Origin of the sequence: Bradyrhizobium sp. SZCCHNR1053, from assembly GCF_032381235.1 — a bacterium.
In the GTDB taxonomy this organism is placed as follows: Bacteria; Pseudomonadota; Alphaproteobacteria; order Rhizobiales; family Xanthobacteraceae; genus Bradyrhizobium.
In genome coordinates, this window is record NZ_JAUHJM010000001.1 from 169,551 (window position 1) to 185,568 (window position 16,018).

15 protein-coding genes are annotated in these 16,018 nt (G+C 65.5%); 13 read left to right on the forward strand and 2 right to left on the reverse strand.

Annotated features, from left to right (window positions below; genetic code table 11):
• Positions 1–15 precede the first annotated feature (15 nt).
• The 9 genes from QX051_RS00800 (at position 16) to QX051_RS00840 (ending at position 9,126) form a co-directional block, all read left to right on the forward strand.
• Complete coding sequence (locus QX051_RS00800) at positions 16–681, forward strand: FMN-binding negative transcriptional regulator (RefSeq protein ID WP_315774661.1); 666 nt, start codon at positions 16–18, stop codon at positions 679–681.
• Positions 678–1,670: an N-acetyl-gamma-glutamyl-phosphate reductase gene (gene argC, locus QX051_RS00805; protein ID WP_315774662.1), complete on the forward strand. Its 993-nt coding sequence runs from the start codon at positions 678–680 to the stop codon at positions 1,668–1,670. Before QX051_RS00800 ends, argC begins: the two co-directional genes overlap by 4 nt.
• Positions 1,671–1,787: 117 nt before the next feature.
• Entirely contained in the window at positions 1,788–3,014 is a 1,227-nt protein-coding gene (locus QX051_RS00810; RefSeq protein ID WP_315737820.1) for a threonine ammonia-lyase, read from the forward strand.
• Positions 3,015–3,261: 247 nt separating this feature from the next.
• Positions 3,262–4,521 (forward strand): extracellular solute-binding protein, encoded by a 1,260-nt coding sequence (locus QX051_RS00815; RefSeq protein ID WP_315774663.1) that lies wholly within the window; start codon positions 3,262–3,264, stop codon positions 4,519–4,521.
• A gap of 1 nt (position 4,522) precedes the next feature.
• Complete coding sequence (locus QX051_RS00820; RefSeq protein ID WP_315774664.1) at positions 4,523–5,464, forward strand: sugar ABC transporter permease; 942 nt, start codon at positions 4,523–4,525, stop codon at positions 5,462–5,464.
• Positions 5,457–6,305 (forward strand): carbohydrate ABC transporter permease, encoded by an 849-nt coding sequence (locus QX051_RS00825; RefSeq protein WP_315774665.1) that lies wholly within the window; start codon positions 5,457–5,459, stop codon positions 6,303–6,305. Before QX051_RS00820 ends, QX051_RS00825 begins: the two co-directional genes overlap by 8 nt.
• 22 nt (positions 6,306–6,327) lie before the next feature.
• The gene (locus QX051_RS00830; RefSeq protein ID WP_315774666.1) at positions 6,328–7,425 is read left to right on the forward strand and encodes a Gfo/Idh/MocA family oxidoreductase; all 1,098 of its coding nucleotides are present in this window, start codon (positions 6,328–6,330) and stop codon (positions 7,423–7,425) included.
• A 10-nt stretch (positions 7,426–7,435) separates the two neighbouring features.
• Positions 7,436–8,080 (forward strand): ThuA domain-containing protein, encoded by a 645-nt coding sequence (locus tag QX051_RS00835; RefSeq protein WP_315712128.1) that lies wholly within the window; start codon positions 7,436–7,438, stop codon positions 8,078–8,080.
• Entirely contained in the window at positions 8,077–9,126 is a 1,050-nt protein-coding gene (locus QX051_RS00840; RefSeq protein ID WP_315755568.1) for a LacI family DNA-binding transcriptional regulator, read from the forward strand. Before QX051_RS00835 ends, QX051_RS00840 begins: the two co-directional genes overlap by 4 nt.
• 9 nt (positions 9,127–9,135) lie before the next feature.
• On the opposite strand, the gene QX051_RS00845 is transcribed toward QX051_RS00840, so the two are convergent.
• Positions 9,136–9,534, reverse strand: a complete 399-nt coding sequence (locus tag QX051_RS00845) for an MAPEG family protein (RefSeq protein ID WP_315737826.1) — start codon at positions 9,532–9,534, stop codon at positions 9,136–9,138.
• Between the two features lie 73 nt (positions 9,535–9,607).
• Positions 9,608–11,413 carry a class I poly(R)-hydroxyalkanoic acid synthase gene (locus QX051_RS00850; protein ID WP_315774667.1) on the reverse strand — a complete coding sequence of 602 codons (1,806 nt, stop codon included), beginning with the start codon at positions 11,411–11,413 and terminating at the stop codon, positions 9,608–9,610.
• Between the two features lie 369 nt (positions 11,414–11,782).
• Between QX051_RS00850 and QX051_RS29435 the strand changes: the two genes are divergently transcribed.
• The 4 genes from QX051_RS29435 to glpX all read left to right on the forward strand — a co-directional run bounded on the left by QX051_RS29435 (position 11,783) and on the right by glpX (position 15,991).
• On the forward strand, positions 11,783–11,971 hold the full coding sequence (locus QX051_RS29435; RefSeq protein ID WP_409997747.1) for a hypothetical protein: 189 nt from the start codon (positions 11,783–11,785) through the stop codon (positions 11,969–11,971).
• A gap of 234 nt (positions 11,972–12,205) precedes the next feature.
• Positions 12,206–13,426: an LL-diaminopimelate aminotransferase gene (locus QX051_RS00860; protein WP_315737828.1), complete on the forward strand. Its 1,221-nt coding sequence runs from the start codon at positions 12,206–12,208 to the stop codon at positions 13,424–13,426.
• Between the two features lie 39 nt (positions 13,427–13,465).
• Complete coding sequence (locus QX051_RS00865) at positions 13,466–14,785, forward strand: homoserine dehydrogenase (protein WP_315737829.1); 1,320 nt, start codon at positions 13,466–13,468, stop codon at positions 14,783–14,785.
• A gap of 204 nt (positions 14,786–14,989) precedes the next feature.
• Positions 14,990–15,991: a class II fructose-bisphosphatase gene (gene glpX, locus QX051_RS00870; protein WP_315737830.1), complete on the forward strand. Its 1,002-nt coding sequence runs from the start codon at positions 14,990–14,992 to the stop codon at positions 15,989–15,991.
• Positions 15,992–16,018: the final 27 nt, after the last annotated feature.

Sequence of the window (16,018 nt, forward strand, 5' to 3'; positions counted from 1 at the left end):
CAGCAGGAGTTTCCGATGTACACGCCACCACCCTTCAAGCCCGATCGCGCCGCGAGCCTCGGCTTTGCAGACGCGCGCGGCTTCGGCACGGTGTGCGCGTCGGACGGCACCAAGCCGATCGCGTCCTCCGTGCCGTTTCATCTCGGGGCGCTCAACGATGGCACGCCGCAGGCGTTCTTCCACGTCGCCCGCGGCAATCCGCTGGCGAAGCTCGCCGACGGCGCGACGCCGTGGCTGCTCGCCGTCAACGGCGCCGATGCCTATGTGTCGGCCGACTGGTACGTCTCGCCCGATCAGGTGCCGACCTGGCTTTATCAGGCAGTACATCTGACCGGCCCGGCACGCGTCCTGTCGGAGGCGGAGCTCGCAGAGCAGGTGGATGCGGTCAGTGCCAAGTTCGAGCAAAGGCTGTTGCCGAAAACGCCGTGGACCTCGGACAAGATGAGCGCTGGCCGGCTGGAGGCGATGCGCAAGGCGATCATCGGCATCGTGATGACGATCGACCAGGTCGAAGGCAGTTTCAAGCTCAACCAGCACAAGTCCGAAGCCGACTATGCGGCGGTCGCAACCCGGCTCGGCGAGCGGCCCGACATCGGCGCGCAACAGATATCGTCTCTCATGCGGCAGGCGCGGCCCCAGGCCTTTGCCGGCGAAACCCACCCCTCAAGGAGCGTGTCATGACCGTGATCGATAGCAACTTGCCGAAAGCTCACACTGCCTCCGGGGCTGCGGCGCGCGCCGTGTTCGTCGACGGCGGCTCGGGCACGACCGGCTTGGGAATCGCCGAGCGGCTCCGGCACCAGCCGGACATCGTCGTGAAGACGATCGCCGAGGACAAGCGCAAGGATCCAGCGGCCAAGCGGGCGCTGATGGCGGAGGTCGATCTCGTCATCCTCTGCCTGCCGGATGATGCGGCCAAGGAGACGGTGGCGCTGATCGACGGCATGGGAAATGCCGCGCCGAAGGTGCTGGACGCGTCGACCGCGTATCGGGTCGCGCCGGACTGGGCCTATGGCTTCCCCGAGCTCGCCGCCGACCAGGCCGACAAGATCCGGAATGCGCGCAAGGTCTCCAATCCCGGCTGTTATCCCACCGGCGGCATCGCGCTGCTGCGGCCGCTGGTCGATGCCGGACTGATGCCGCAGGACTATCCGGTCACGGTGAACGCGGTGAGCGGCTATTCCGGCGGCGGCAAGACGATGATCGCGGCCTTTGAGAATGGCACCGCGCCGAACTTCGAGCTGTACGGCCTCAGCCTCGAGCACAAGCATCTACCCGAATTGCAGCTCTATTCGCGGCTGACCCGGCGGCCGATCTTCATTCCCTCGGTCGGCAACTACCGGCAGGGCATGCTGGTCTCCGTGCCGCTGCAGCTCGACACGCTGCCGGGCAAGCCGTCTGGCTCAGACCTGCAGGCCGTCCTGGCGAAGCACTATGCCGGCAGCAAATACGTTTCGGTGATGCCGCTTGATGGTGCGGCGGCCAAGAGCGGCCGGCTGGAGCCGGAGGCGCTCAACGAGACCAACAAGCTCGAGCTCTACGTCTTCGCCAGCGACAAGCATCACCAGGCGGTGCTGGTGGCGCGGCTCGACAATCTCGGCAAGGGCGCGTCGGGCGCGGCCGTGCAGAACATGCGGCTGATGCTCGGGCTGCCCGATCTCGGCAGCTGAGATCGATCTGGATCATCCGGTCGCGGAAGCGCCCGGCACGATCGGCAACATCATGCGACGGCCGGCGTTCCGCCGGCCGCGCTGTGCAACGACGCACGCTGAGGAATGGGCAGACCCATGACCCCCACCGATCTGAATGCGCTGGCCGTCACCGTGAGCGATGTGCGAGCCGCCGCGGCGACCATCCACGGCGCCGTACTCGCGACCGCCTGCAACCAGAGCCGGACGCTCGGCGAGATCTGCGGATGCAACATCTGGCTGAAATTCGAGAACCTGCAGTTCACGTCCTCGTTCAAGGAGCGCGGCGCGCTGAACCGGCTGAATGCGCTGTCCGCCGAGCAGCGCGAACGCGGCGTGATCGCGATGTCGGCCGGTAACCACGCGCAGGGGGTCGCCTACAACGCGCGGCGTCTCGGGATTCCCGCGACCATCGTGATGCCGGTGGGCACGCCGATGGTGAAGGTGGAGAACACCAGGCGGCACGGCGCCGAGGTCGTGATTTCCGGCGCCACCTTGGAGGAGGCGGGCGCGTTCGCCAGGGAGCACGGCGCGGCTCACGGCATGACCATGATCCATCCTTACGACGATCCGCTGATCATCGCGGGGCAGGGCACGGTGGCGCTGGAGATGCTCGCGGTGGTCCCCGAGCTCGATACGCTCGTGGTGCCGATCGGCGGCGGCGGGCTGATCTCCGGCATGGCAGTCGCGGCGCGCGCGATCAAGCCGGGCTTGCGCATCGTCGGCGTTCAGGCCGAGCTCTATCCGTCGATGTACAACGCCATCCGCGGCAGTCAGCTGCCGATGCGCGGCGACACGCTCGCCGAGGGCATCGCGGTGAAATCGCCGGGCCGGATCACGACCGAGATCATCCGCCATCTCGTCGACGACATCCTGCTCGTCACCGAACCGCAGATCGAGCGGGCGCTTGCCACCCTGATCTCGATCGAGAAGACGGTCGTCGAAGGCGCCGGCGCCGCCGGTCTCGCGGCCGTGCTCGCGCACCCCGCGCAGTTTGCCGGACGCAATGTCGGGCTTGTGCTGAGCGGCGGCAACATCGACACCCGGCTGATCGCCTCGGTCCTCACCCGCGAGCTGGCGCGCGAGGGGCGGCTGACGCAGCTGTCGATCGACATCGTCGATCGTCCCGGACAGCTTGCTGCCGTCTCCACATTGCTGGCGGACGCAGGCGCCAACATCATCGAGGTGTCGCACCAGCGCACGTTCTCCGACCTGCCGGCGAAGGCGACCTTGCTGGAGCTGGTGATCGAGACGCGCGACCAGGGGCATCTCAACGACGTGATGGCAAAACTGGTGGCCGCCGATTTCAAGGCGCGCTGCACCTGAGGGTCAGGCGATCTCCAGCAGATCCTTCTCGGTGCGGCAGACGTCCGCTCCGCATTTTCCAGGCGAAAGGCGCGTGCGGCTGCCCGCCGATTCTTGCTCAGCCCAACTAGCGATCTCTCTGTCTGCTCGTGCAGCTGTTCGCAAATGCGAACACGTTTGAGGTTTGCTCGGTCAGAATTTCAGTTGCGTACCTCAAAAAATGAGGACAGGATTACCGCAACAAAAAAGACGGTTGGGAGGATTTCTGATGAGACTGCTCGCGAAGCTGGGACTCGCCGCTGCCGCATGCCTGCTCTGGGCCAACGCCGCGAGCGCCGACACCACCGTGAAATGGCTGCATATCGAGGTCAATCCAGCCCAGGTGAAGATCTGGGAGGAGGTGGCCCGCGCCTATGAGGCGTCGCATCCGGGCGTCAAGATCGAGATGCAGTTCCTCGAGAACGAGGCCTACAAGGCCAAGCTGCCGACCATCCTGCAATCCAAGGACCGCCCGAACATCATCTACAGCTGGGCCGGCGGCGTTCTGAAGGCGCAGATCGAGGCTGGCGTGCTCGAGGACATCACTGAGCAGGTGAAAGGCTACAGCGACAGCGTGACTCCGGCGGCGCTCGCGGCATTCACCGATAGCGGCCACGTCTACGGCCTTCCGATCTCGCTGTCGCAGGTCGGCTTCGTCTGCAACAAGGAGCTGATGGCCAAGGCGAAGGTCGATCCCACGGCGATCAAGAGCTGGGACGATCTGCTGAGCGCCGTGAAGACGTTGAAGGCGGCCGGCGTGACCCCGATCGTGGTCGGCGGCGCCGACAAATGGCCGCTGCATTTCTACTGGACGCATCTTGCGGTGCGGATCGGCGGCAAGCCGGCATTCGACGCGGCGCTGCGCGGCGAGAATGGCGGCTTTGCCGGCGACACCTTCGTCAAATCAGGCGAGCTGTTCAAGCAGCTCGTCGATTTGCAGCCGTTCCAGAACGGCTTTCTTGGCTTCAAGAATCCGCAGGCGGTCGGTTATTTCGGCGATGGCAAGGCGGCGATGACGCTGGCGATCAGCTCGGTCTACAATCTCCAGCGCGCGCTCGCTGCCGATAAGGTCGGGTTGAGCGAGGACAATATCTGCTGGTTCGATTTTCCGGTCGTGCAAGGCGGCAAGGGGGCGCCGACGGATACGCTCGGCGGCATCACCGGCTGGCTGATCACCAAGGGCTCGCCGAAGGAAGCGGTCGATTTCCTGAAGTACTTCATCTCGAAAGATGTGCAGACACGGCTGGCGGCAGGGAATTTCGTCATCCCGGTGGTGCAGGGCGCGGAGGCAGGCCTCAACAACTCCTTCATGAAGCTGATCGCCGCCAATCTGGCGAAATCGAACTATCACCAGAACTTTTATGACCAGAGCCTCGGCCCCTCGGTCGGTCGCGTCGTCAACGACGTCTCCGCGGAGATCGCGGGTGGCAGCATGAGCCCGCAGGACGCCGCCAAGGCGATCGAGGCGGCGCGGAAGCAGGGCAACTGACGTGGCAAGGCCATTCGCGGGCTCGCCGGCGATGGATGTGTCGCCGGCATCGCTCTCGTCACGCGCGGTGCGTGGCCCGAGTTGGGACGGCCGCTTCACCGTCCTGATCCTGTTCTTGCCGCCGGCGCTGCTGCTGTTCACGCTGTTCGTGGTGCTGCCGATCGGCGAGGCCGCCTGGTACTCGGGCTTCAACTGGAATGGGTTCGGCAGGCCGACCCATTGGATCGGCTTCGACAATTATCGCTTCGTGCTGGAGACACGGGCGTTCTGGCTCGCGCTTCGCAACAATGGTCTGATCGTCGCGGTCTCGCTCTGTGTCCAGCTACCGCTTGCGCTGACGCTGGCCTTGATGCTTGCGGAGCGGTTCCGCGGCGCAGTGGCGCTGCGGATGCTGTTCTTCATGCCCTATATCCTCGCCGAGATCGCGACCGGGCTGATCTTCAGCTTCGTCTATGACGGCGATTACGGCCTGGTCGCCTCGATCTGGCGCAGCTTTGGCGCCGACCCGCCGCATCTCCTGGCCTCGACCGACACGGCGATGCTGGCAGTGCTGATCGTGATCGTCTGGAAGTATTTCGGCTTCCACATGATGCTGTTCATCGCCGCGCTCCAGAGCATCGACAAGAGCCTGATCGAGGCCGCCCGGATCGACGGCGCGACGCGGTCGCAGAGCCTGCGCCACATCGTCATTCCCTTGCTCCATCCGACGATCCGGCTCTCGGTGTTCTTCGCCATCGTCGGCTCGCTGCAGCTGTTCGACCTGGTCATGCCGCTGACCCGCGGAGGGCCCGCCGACTCCTCGAATACGATGGTGAGCTTTCTCTACAACAACGGCATCTCCCGCATGCGGGTCGGCTACGGCAGCGCCATCGGCGTCATCCTGTTCGTGATCTGCGTGACCTTTGCCTTCACCTACAAGCGATGGTTCATGCGCGATGAATAGTGCCGAGGCCACCAGGGCGCCGTTCGATCCTGCCGTGCTGTTCAAGGCAGCGTTCCTCGCCATCGTCGCCATCTTCGTGCTGGTGCCGCTGCTTGCGACGCTGCTCGGTGGCTTCAAGTCGCTCGGGGAGCTGCGCGTCAACCCGTTCGGCCTGCCGCATCACTGGGAGTGGCAGAATTATGCCGACATCCTGTTCTCCGGGCGCTACTGGCAGCTGCTGCGCAATTCGCTGATCATCTCGACGCTGACGGTCGTCCTGACTCTTATCGTCGCCTCGATGGCGGCCTTCACCTTTGCCCATGTCCGATTCTACGGCAGCTCGATGCTCTTGAGCTATTTGACGCTCGGCCTACTGTTTCCGGCGGCGACCGCGGTGTTGCCGCTGTTCATCAAGGTGCGCGATCTCGGGCTGCTCGACACCTATTTCGGCGTCGCGCTGCCGCAGGTCGCCTTCAGCCTCGCCATGAGCGTGCTGCTGCTGCGCCGCTTCTTCAAGGACATCCCCTACGAGCTGCTCGAGGCCGCGCTGGTCGACGGCTGCAGCTATATCAAATTCTTCCGCTACGTGACGTTGCCATTGTCGCGCCCGATCCTGGCGACGGTCGGCACCATCACCTTCGTCAACAGCTGGAACGCCTATCTGCTGCCGCTCGTGATGCTCAACACCGATGCGCTGTATCCATGGCCGCTCGGCATCATGGTCTATCAGGGCGAGTATTCGTCCGAGTGGCACCTGATCCTCGCCTTCATCACCCTGACCATCCTGCCCACCATCATTCTGTTCCTCCTGGCGCAGAAGCACATCGTTGCTGGCCTGACATCGGGCGCGGTCAAGGGATGAACGGGACCTCACGGAGACCACAATGAGAAAAATCGGCATCGGCATCATCGGCTGCGGCAACATCAGCACCGCCTATCTGAAGGCGGCCCAGCGCTTCCCTGTTCTGGACATCAAGGCGCTCGCCGACATGCGCAGCGACGCGGCCGAGCGACAGGGCGCAGCCTTCGGCCTGCCGGCGATGCGGGTCGATCAATTGCTGAAGCGCGACGACGTCGAGATCGTCATCAATCTCACCGTGCCGCTCGCCCATACCGACGTCAGTCTCGCCGTGCTGAATGCCGGCAAGCACTTGCATTCCGAGAAGCCGCTCGGAATCGACGTCGCGGAAGCCCGCAAGGTGATCGAGCTTGCCGCGCAGAAGAACCTGCGGGTCGGCTGCGCGCCCGACACGTTCCTTGGCGGCGGCCACCAGACCGCGCGTAAGCTGATCGACGACGGCGCGATCGGCAGGCCTGTGGCGGGCAGCGCGTTCTTCGGCTGTCCCGGCCATGAGCGCTGGCATCCGGCCCCGGGCTTCTATTACCTGCGCGGCGGCGGGCCGATGCTCGACATGGGCCCGTACTACGTCACCGATCTCGTGCAACTGCTCGGCCCGGTCGCGAGCGTCATGGGCTCCACGGCGCGCCCGCGATCAGAGCGCCTTGTCACCAGCCAACCGATGAACGGCACGCTGATCCCGGTCGAGGTCGCGACCCACGTCGCGGGCACGCTGGAGTTCGAGAGCGGGGCGGTGGTCTCGGTCACGATGAGCTTCGACGTTCCGAAGCACCGGCACGCGCCCATCGAGATCTATGGCGCCGAGGGTAGCATGCTGGTGCCGGACCCGAACCGCTTCGGCGGCGAGGTCCAGGTCGCCAAGACCGGCGGCGACTGGCAGACGATGCCGTTGACGCATGGTCACGTCGACGGCGAGTTCCGCTCCATCGGCGTGGCCGATATGGCGACCGCGATCGTGAACGACCGGCCGCATCGGGCCAGCGGTGCGCTCGCCTTCCACGTGCTGGAGGTCATGGAGGCGTTCCAGACCTCCGCAAACGAAGGCCGGCGGGTCAGGATCGAGAGCCGCGTGGAGCGGCCGGCGATGTTGCCTGTTGGACGCGACACCGGACAGATCGACTGAGGACAGAGACATGCGCAAGGCAATGATTGTATGGGGCGGCTGGCCAGGACATGACCCCGATCTCTGTGCCTCGATGATCCGCGGCTGGCTCAAGGCGGAAGGCTTCGAGGTGCGGATCGAGACCACAACGGCCGCGTTCGCAGATCCTGCGATCCACGATCTGTCGCTAATCATCCCGATCTACACGATGTCCAAGATCGAGAAGGCGGAAGCGCTCAATCTCTGCGCGGCGGTGCGCAGCGGGGTCGGGCTCGCCGGCCATCATGGCGGCATGTGCGATGCCTTCCGCGATTCGGTCGACTACCAGTTCCTGTGCGGCGGGCAATGGGTCGCCCATCCCGGCAACATCATCGACTACCGGGTCGACTTGACCAGGCCGGACGATCCCATCATGAAGGGCCTGACAAGTTTCGAGCACCGTTCCGAGCAGTATTACATGCATGTCGATCCGGCCAACGAGGTGTTGGCGACCACGACCTTCACCGGAGAGCACGCCCCATGGATCGAGGGGGTAGTGATGCCGGTGGTCTGGAAGAAGCGTTACGGCGCGGGCAGGGTGTTCTATTCCTCGCTCGGCCACCGTGCCTACGAGCTCGACGTGCCGGAGATCCGGACGTTGATGACCCGCGGCATGCTATGGGCGGCGCGCGAGTGACGGCTGACGCGAACCCGTTACCGGTCCGGGCCACGCTGGAGGACGTCGCGCGGACGGCGGGCGTGTCGCTCGCCACCGTCGACCGCGTCATCAACCGGCGCGAGGGCGTGCGTGCCAAGACCGTTGCCCGGGTGGAGGCCGCTGTTGCCAAGCTGGGCTATCGCGCCGACGTCGCAGCGGCACGGCTCGCGCGCGGGCAGAGCTTCCGCTTTGCCTTCGTGCTGCCGACCGGCGGCAACAGCTTCATGACCATCCTGACCGAGCAGGTCCAGCGCACGGCAGAGTGGCTGGCCGGCCAGCGCGGCTTCATCGATATCCTCCACGTCGACGTGTTCGATCCTGACGTGCTGGCCGGTGCGCTGGAGAACCTGTCGCCGGCCTATCAGGGCGTTGCGGTCATCGCGCTGGATCACCCCAGAGTGCGCGCCGCGATCGACGAGCTCACCGCGCGCGGCGTCGCGGTGGTGACCCTGGTCTCGGATGCCCCGAGCTCGCGCCGCCTGCACTATGTCGGCATCGACAACCCTGCCGCGGGACGGACGGCGGCCACGCTGATGGGGCGCTACCTCGGCGGCCGCGAGGGGACGGTTGCCGTGATCGCGGGATCATTGTCGCTGCGCGATCACGCCGAGCGGCAATTCGGCTTTCACCAGATCCTGTCCAGCGAGTACCCGAACCTGCTCGCGCTTCCGGCCATCGAGGGCCGCGATGAGAGCGAGCGCACGCGGGAGCTGACCGCCGCGCTGCTCGCCCGCCATCCGGATCTGCGCGGCATCTACTGCTGCGGCGCCGGCAACCGCGGCATCGCCGACGCGCTCGAGGCATCCGGCCGCGCCCGGGATGTGGTCTGGATCACCCATGAGCTGACCCAGCACACGCGGCGGTTCTTGGTCCGCGGAACGCTGGACGCCATCATCAACCAGGATCCCGGCCACGAGGCGCGCTCGGCGGCGCGCATTCTGCTCGCGCACTGCTCGGGGGAGCCGATCAGTCCGGACCAGGAGCGCATCCGCATCGATATCTTTCTGCGGGACAATCTGCCCTAGCAGATCGGCCTAGAGCCAGCCGAAGATGGCGAGCGCCAGGATGGCCTGGGCGATGAAGCCGACCACGAACGCCAGCGTCCGGAACACGGGCAGGCCGATCGCGTAAACGATGACGTGGGCCACCCGCGACCAGAAATAGACGGCGCAGGCGAGCACGGTCCATTTGGTCGAATAGTCGATCGCGTTGAGGATCAGCACCAGCGGCGCGAAGATCACGAGGTTCTCGACCGCATTGTCGTGCGCGAACATCAGCCGCGTTGCCCACGGCGCGTGCGGCTTGTCGTTGCGGGAGGGGTTGGCCATCGCGCCCGTGAGGCCGCGGACCTGGCAGCGGTTCAGGATGTAGGGAACCCACAGCAGGCCGGTCAGAATGACCGTGAGCGTCAGCCAGAACAGTTCGCGCGTCATCGAGATCCCCTCAACTGATTCCCGTCCCGTCCCGGCGGGACGGAGCGGTTATAGTCAATCGCGGCGGATCACGCTATGCGCGGACGCGGACATAGGAGCCCGGCGCATCCTCGAGCGGTGGATAGGCCTCGCTGCCGACGCCGCGCGCGGGAACCTCTTCCGGATCGAGCTGGCTCAGCCATTCGCGCCAGTCCGGCCACCAGGAGCCCTTGTGCTCCTGCGCGCCCTTGATCCAGTCCTTCAGCGAGATGTCGTGGATCTGGTCGTTGGTCCAGTACTGATACTTGCCGGAGGAGGGCGGGTTGACGACGCCGGCGATGTGGCCGGAGCCCGACAGCACGTACTTCACCGGCCCGCCGAAGAATTGCGAGCCGTACAGCACGGAGTCGGCCGGCGCGATGTGGTCCTCGCGGGTGGCGAGGTTGTAGACCGGCACCTTCACCTTGGAGAGATCCAGCAGCGTATTGTCGAGCACCATGGTGCCCGAGGTCAGCCGGTTCTCGAGGTAGCAGTTGCGCAGATAGTAGGAATGGTTGGCCGCCGACATCCGCGTGGCGTCAGAATTCCAGTGCAGCAGGTCGAACGCCTGCGGCGCCTGGCCTTTCAGGTAATTGTTGACGACATAGGACCAGATCAGGTCGTTCGAACGCAGCATGTTGAAGGCCATCGCCATCTTGCTGCCCTCGAGCACGCCCGACGCCTGCATGTCGCGCTCCAGCGCCGAGATCTGGGTCTCGTCGACGAACACCAGCAGATCACCGGCATGGGTGAAGTCGACCTGTGCGGCAAGGAACGTCGCCGAGGTCACGCGCTGGCGGCGCTTGTCGGCGAGCCAGGCGAGCGTGGTCGCGAGCATGGTGCCGCCGACACAGTAGCCGAGCGTGTGCACCTTCATCTCGCCCGTCACCTTCTCGATGACGTCCATCGCGGTGAGCGGGCCTTCCTTCATGTAGTCATCCCAGGTCTTGGTCCCAAGCTTTTTGTCGGGATTGACCCAGGAGATCACGAACACCGTGAGGCCCTGATCGACGCACCATTTGATGAAGGATTTCTCGGGGCGCAGATCGAGGATGTAGAACTTGTTGATCCAGGGCGGCACGATCAGCAGCGGCGTGCGCAGCACGTTCTCGGTCGTCGGCGCGTACTGGATCAACTGCATCATCTCGTTCTGGAAGATCACCTTGCCCGGCGTCGTCGCCATGTTGACGCCGACCTCGAGATTGCCCGGGTCGGACTGGCGGATCTTCAGCGAGCCCTTGCCGGCTTCGATGTCCTCCGCGAGCATCTGCATGCCGCGCACCAGATTGTCGCCGCTCGACGCCACCGTCTGCCGCAGCACCTCCGGATTGGTCAGGACGAAATTCGAGGGCGCCAGCGCATTGATGATCTGGCTGACGTAGAACTCAGCCTTCTTGCGCGTGTGCGGATCGAGGCCTTCGGCATTGTGGACGAGGTCCTGGGCCCACTGCGTCGTCAGCAGATAGGCCTGCATCACGAAATCGAAGAACTGGTTCGACTTCCATTCCGGATCGGCGAAGCGCTTGTCGCGCGGGGAGGGCGAAATGGCCGGGGGCGCGTCTTCGCCGGCGAGACGGCGCGCGGCCGAGCCCCACAAATCGAGATAGCCCTTGGCGATCTTGGTCTGGATGTCGCTGGCGCGCTCCTTGTCCGACAGCCAGTAGTCGGCGACGGCGGTGAAGGATTTGACGACCTCGGTCAATTCGGTCGGTGGCCGGTCCTGAACTTCGCCTGTCTCGCGCGGCTTCAGATAGGCCGAGAGCGCCTTGCCGCTGCTTTCCATGGCTTTCGCGATGTTCATCGCGAACGCTTCCGCATCGAATGTTTTTTCTGGATTGCTGCTGTTCTGAACGTCGGTCATGGCTCAATCACACTATCGCGTCGGGACCGTCTCGTCACCGCGCGAGATCAATAATCCGCGAGTTTGCGACAAATTCGATTTCTGATTGTTGCGTTGCGAAAAAATCTCTCGCTTCCGACATGTTGATCACGTAGCTGGATGAAATTCCTGTTCAAGCCGGTAACGTTTCGAGTGACAATTGGTTGTACTGCGGCAAAATGCGCCGCGCCGCGGTCGGACTGGGCACCGCTGACTGGAAGTTGGGGACCGAGGGACGTGCGCGTGGGGACGCAGGGGCGAGGCTGGAGGTCGGGACGGCGCGCCCTTGTTGCGGGGCTCGTTGTGTTCGGCGCGCTCGCGCTTGCCGGGTGCTCCAGTCCAATCGCGGACATGCCGTCGCTCGACGCGGATGCGGTCGCCCGACCCAAGGAGCCGGGCGGGTATCTGCCCGTCAACGACGTGCCGCGCGACCGCGATGCGCCGATCATTTCGCCGCAGGAGCGCGCCAAGATCGAAAAGGAGCTGCTCGCGGCGCGTGACCGCCAGGCTTCGGCGGGCACCACCACCAGGCCCAAATGATCGGCCAGGTGACCAAGGGCTGGGAGATCGGCCGCTCTGAGCGGCGTAATTGTCTGGCGTGGCGCGGCGGCCATGATAAAACACCGCCATCAACACCTCCGCGTGTCGTTGCCAGCCAAGCCGCGAGCCCGTGCTAAACTCCTGATCCAGCACCGGTTTCAATGCATGGCCCGCGTCGCCGCAGCGCCAGCTCTGCTGGCGAATCCGCCCCCGGTTGCCGGAGCCGAGAGACCCATGGAAGATTTCTATCGCATCCGCCGTCTGCCGCCTTACGTGTTCGAGCAGGTCAACCGAGCCAAGGCGGCCGCGCGGAACGCCGGGGCCGACATCATCGATCTCGGCATGGGCAATCCGGATCTGCCGGCGCCGCCGCACGTGCTGGAGAAGCTCAAGGAGACCCTCGGCAAGCCGCGGACCGACCGCTACTCGGCGTCGCGCGGCATCGTCGGCTTGCGCCGGGCGCAGGCGGCCTATTACGACCGCCGTTTCGGGGTGAAGCTCAATCCCGACACCCAGATCGTGGCGACGCTCGGCTCCAAGGAAGGCTTTGCCAACGTGGCGCAGGCGATCACCGCGCCGGGCGACGTCATTCTCTGTCCCAATCCGAGCTATCCGATCCACGCCTTCGGCTTCCTGATGGCGGGCGGCGTAATCCGCTCGGTGCCGTCCGAGCCGACGCCGCAGTTCTTCGAGGCGGCCGAGCGCGCGATCATTCATTCGATCCCGAAGCCGCTTGCGCTGATCGTCTGCTATCCGAGCAACCCGACCGCCTATGTCGCGAGCCTCGACTTCTATCGCGACCTCGTCGCATTCGCGAAGAAGCACGAGATCCTGATCCTGTCGGATCTCGCTTATGCCGAGGTGTATTTCGACGACAAGAACCCGCCGCCGTCGGTGCTGCAGGTGCCTGGCGCGATGGATGTCGCGGTCGAGTTCACCTCGATGTCGAAGACCTATTCGATGGCCGGCTGGCGCATGGGCTTTGCCGTCGGCAACGAGCGCATCATCGCAGCGCTCGCCCGCGTCAAATCGTATCTCGACTACGGCGCGTTCACCCCGGTGCAGGTCGCGGCCACGGCTGCCCTGAACGGTCCCGACGACTGCATCCGCGAGATGCGCGACGTCTATCGCAAGCGCCGCGACACGCTGGTCGAGGCGTTCGGCCGGGCCGGCTGGGAGATCCCGTCGCCTGAGGCCTCGATGTTCGCCTGGGCGCCTTTGCCGGAGAAGTTCAAGAGCCTCGGCAGCATGCAGTTCGCGACGCTCATGGTCGAGAAGTCCGGCGTGGCGGTGTCGCCGGGCGTCGGCTTCGGCGAGCATGGCGAGGGCTATGTCCGCATCGCGATGGTCGAGAACGAGCAGCGCATCCGGCAGGCCGCGCGCGGCGTCCGCCGCTTCCTTGAAAGCGGGATCGAAACGTTGCACAACGTCGTTCCCATCGCCAACCGGCGTTGAACCCTCCCGTATTTTCCTTTCGACAGGTTCTTTGATTCCATGGTCGCACCCCTGAGAGTGGGCATCGCGGGCCTCGGCACCGTGGGTGTCGAGGTCGTTCGTCTCATCGAGCGTCAGGGGCGCGTGCTCACCGAGCGGACGGGACGCCCGGTGAAGGTCGTCGCCGTGACGGCGCGGTCGAAGGCCAAGAAGCGCGGCATCGATCTGTCCGGGATCAAATGGGCCAAGGATCCGATCGCACTGGCTGGTGATCCCGAAATCGACTGCCTGGTCGAGCTGATGGGGGGCGCGGGTGATCCCGCGCTGTCGGCGATCGACACCGCGCTCAAGGCCGGCAAGTCGGTGGTGACCGCCAACAAGGCACTGATTGCGAAGCATGGCCTGAAGCTCGCCAAGGCGGCCGAGAAGCATGGTGGCGCGCTGAACTTCGAAGCGGCCGTCGGTGCCGCCATTCCGGTGATCAAGACCCTGCGCGAGGGGCTTGCCGGCACCGGCATCAACCGCGTCTATGGAATCCTGAATGGCACCTGCAACTACATCCTGACGCGGATGGAGCAGGAGGGGCTGTCGTTCGACGAGTGCCTCAAGGATGCCCAGCGCCTGGGCTATGCCGAGGCTGACCCGTCGTTCGACATCCACGGCCATGACACCGCGCAGAAGCTTGCGATTCTCGCGAGCCTCGCCTTCGGCACCCAGGTGGCGCAGAACTCCGTCTATGTCGAAGGCATCTCCTCGATCGCGCCGGAGGACCTGCGCGCGGCCGCCGAGCTCGGCTACCGCGTCAAGTTGCTTGGCGTTGCCGTGCGCACCGCCAAGGGCATCGAGCAGCGGGTGCATCCGACGATGGTGCCGAAATCCTCCTCGATCGCCCAGGTCATGGGCGTGACCAACGCGGTCACGATCGACGGCGACGGTATCCCGCCGATCACGCTGGTCGGTCCGGGAGCAGGGGGCGCCGCCACGGCCTCCGCGGTCGTCGCCGACATCGCCGATGTCGCGCGCGGTATCCGCGCGGCGCCGTTCGGACGGCCGGTCGATAAGCTGCAGGCGACCGAGAAGGCGCCGATGGAGCGGCACGAGGGCGGCTACTACATCCGCCTGATGGCGCGCGACCATGCCGGCACGGCAGCGACCATCGCGACCCGGCTCGCCGAGCAGAAGATCTCGATCGAATCGATCGTGCAGCGCCATCCCAACGGCAGCGAGCCGGCGAAGACCGCCGGCAAGTCCGCGCCGGTCCCGGTGATCCTGATCACCTACGCGACCCACGAGGACGCCGTGCATCGCGCGCTCCAGGCGGTGCAGCGCGACAAGGTCATCAGCGGCAAGCCCCAGGTGATCCGGATCGAGAAGAACTAGCGCATGATGCACAGGGAACCGCTTGTCCCTGCTCAAACAAACGCGTGGCGTTTGGTATAGGTTCATGCTCAAACCGGGAGAGTAGACAGGCGGGGAACGGCCATTCGTGCCGACCGCCTGGCCCGGCTGCCGCCCAGGGGGGCGGCGTGCGAGCGGTAGATTTTGATGGCGGATGTCCGCCGTGACGTCTTGAGGAGTTGACCGATGTCGACGCAGATTTCTGTCCCGCAACAATTGCTGCTCGAGCGCATCCTGACGCTGGAGCTGGTGCGCGTGACCGAACGGGCGGCGGTATCGGCGGCGCGGCTGCGCGGCCACGGCCAGGAGAAGCCGGCCGACCAGGCCGCCGTGGATGCGATGCGCCGCGAGCTCAACAAACTGCCGATCGAAGGCACGGTCGTGATCGGGGAGGGTGAGCGCGACGAGGCGCCGATGCTCTATATCGGCGAGAAGGTCGGCCTCAATGCCGGCCCCAGGGTCGACATCGCGGTCGACCCGCTCGAGGGCACCACCCTGTGCGCCAAGAACATGCCCGGCGCGATCGCGACCATGGCGATGGCCGATGGCGGCACGCTCCTCCATGCTCCCGACGTCTACATGCAGAAGATCGCGGTCGGCCCCGGCTACGCCAAGGGCGTCGTCGACATCGACGCGACGCCTGCCGACAACGTCCGCCGGCTCGCCAAGGCCAAGGGCGTCGAGCCGGGCGCGATCACGGTGCTGGTGCTGGACCGCCCGCGCCATGCTGACATCATTCAGGGCGTGCGCTCGACCGGCGCTGCGGTACGCCTGATCACCGACGGCGACGTCGCCGGCGTGATCCACTGCGCCGATCCCGACAACACCGGCGTCGACATGTATCTCGGCACCGGCGGCGCGCCGGAGGGCGTGCTGGCCGCGGTGGCGCTGCGCTGCATCGGCGGCCAGATGCAGTGCCGCCTGATCCTCGACACCGAGGAGAAGCGCGAGCGCGCCCACAAGATGGGCGTCGGCGATCCCAAGATGATCTACGGCATCGAGGACATGGCCCGCGGCGACTGTCTGTTCGCAGCCACCGGCGTCACCACCGGCTCGCTGCTCTCCGGCGTCAAGTTCCGCAAGGACGGCGTCATCGAGACCGAGACCGTCGTGATGCGCTCGGTCACCGGCACGGTGCGCTACATCCGCGCCGAGCACCGCCAGCTGGCGAAATTCCACCTCGACTGATCCAGCACAGTCGTTCCGGGGCACGCG

Bases quoted from the DNA above. Each gene is read 5' to 3' on its own strand.
- QX051_RS00830 (WP_315774666.1), top strand. From the start codon at position 6,328: ATGAGAAAAATCGGCATCGGCATCATCGGCTGCGGCAACATCAGCACC.
- QX051_RS00825 (WP_315774665.1), top strand. From the start codon at position 5,457: ATGAATAGTGCCGAGGCCACCAGGGCGCCGTTCGATCCTGCCGTGCTG.
- glpX (WP_315737830.1), top strand. From the start codon at position 14,990: ATGTCGACGCAGATTTCTGTCCCGCAACAATTGCTGCTCGAGCGCATC.
- QX051_RS00835 (WP_315712128.1), top strand. From the start codon at position 7,436: ATGCGCAAGGCAATGATTGTATGGGGCGGCTGGCCAGGACATGACCCC.
- QX051_RS00845 (WP_315737826.1), bottom strand. From the start codon at position 9,534: ATGACGCGCGAACTGTTCTGGCTGACGCTCACGGTCATTCTGACCGGC.
- QX051_RS00810 (WP_315737820.1), top strand. From the start codon at position 1,788: ATGACCCCCACCGATCTGAATGCGCTGGCCGTCACCGTGAGCGATGTG.
- QX051_RS00815 (WP_315774663.1), top strand. From the start codon at position 3,262: ATGAGACTGCTCGCGAAGCTGGGACTCGCCGCTGCCGCATGCCTGCTC.
- QX051_RS00865 (WP_315737829.1), top strand. From the start codon at position 13,466: ATGGTCGCACCCCTGAGAGTGGGCATCGCGGGCCTCGGCACCGTGGGT.
- QX051_RS00860 (WP_315737828.1), top strand. From the start codon at position 12,206: ATGGAAGATTTCTATCGCATCCGCCGTCTGCCGCCTTACGTGTTCGAG.
- argC (WP_315774662.1), top strand. From the start codon at position 678: ATGACCGTGATCGATAGCAACTTGCCGAAAGCTCACACTGCCTCCGGG.
- QX051_RS00850 (WP_315774667.1), bottom strand. From the start codon at position 11,413: ATGACCGACGTTCAGAACAGCAGCAATCCAGAAAAAACATTCGATGCG.
- QX051_RS00800 (WP_315774661.1), top strand. From the start codon at position 16: ATGTACACGCCACCACCCTTCAAGCCCGATCGCGCCGCGAGCCTCGGC.
- QX051_RS29435 (WP_409997747.1), top strand. From the start codon at position 11,783: ATGCCGTCGCTCGACGCGGATGCGGTCGCCCGACCCAAGGAGCCGGGC.